The following is an 846-nucleotide window of genomic DNA, read 5'->3' on the forward strand; positions in this document are numbered from 1 at the left end:
CCTCAAACGCGACGACGTCGTGGTGACATCGCACCGGGCGTTCCTGTCACAGCAGGCCGAGGCCAGTCTGCGCCGCCGGACCGCCGAGAACATCCTGCGCGTGGTGCGCACCGGCGAGCCCCCGCGTTCGGGCCGGGTGGCGTGATGGTCCCGGCCGCACACCTGCTGGACCTCTTGGCCGACCGCGGCGTCGTCGACGTCACCGGCGTGCCCTGCTCCTATCTCACGCCCCTCATCAACCGGGCGGCGTCCGGCTCCCGAGCCCGCTATCTCCCGGTGACGCACGAGGGCGAGGCGGTGGCCCTGGCCGCGGGCGCCTGGCTGGCCGGCGCCGGCGCCTGCGTGATCGCCCAGAACTCCTGCCTGGGCAACATGGTCAACCCGCTGACCTCCCTCACCCACGCGGCCCGCATCCCCACCCCCGTGGTGCTGACCTGGCGCGGCGAACCCGGGCGCCCCGACGAGCCGCAGCACGAACTGATGGGCCGCACCATGCACGACCTGATGGACGTCATCGAGGTGGGCCCCCCCCTGCTCCCCGGCGAACCCGACGCCATGGCAGGCGCCGTCGCGCTCGGCTGGAAGGAGATGGAGACCTCCGAGCTGCCCCACGCCTTCGTCCTGCGCCAGGGGATCCTCGACGACGAGCCCCTGCACGAACCACCTCCGGCCACCCCGGCACGGCCCGACGTCGTACGGCACGAGCCGCTGCGGACACCGCCGGCCCGGATCACCGCGCTGGAGGAACTGCTGTCCGTCCTCCCCGACTGTGCGGCGATCGTGTGCACCACCGGCAAGTCCAGCCGCGAACTGTTCACCCTCGCCGACCGGCCGCAGCACTTCTAC

At 72.8% G+C, this 846-nt stretch carries 1 protein-coding gene; it reads left to right on the top strand.

Annotated features, from left to right (window positions below; all coding sequences use genetic code 11):
• Positions 1–144: 144 nt before the first annotated feature.
• On the top strand, positions 145–846 hold a 702-nt coding region (locus tag TN53_RS41235; protein ID WP_046264020.1), incomplete at its 3' end, for a thiamine pyrophosphate-binding protein.

It is taken from the genome of Streptomyces sp. WM6386, assembly GCF_000972385.1.
Classification (GTDB): domain Bacteria; phylum Actinomycetota; class Actinomycetes; order Streptomycetales; family Streptomycetaceae; genus Streptomyces.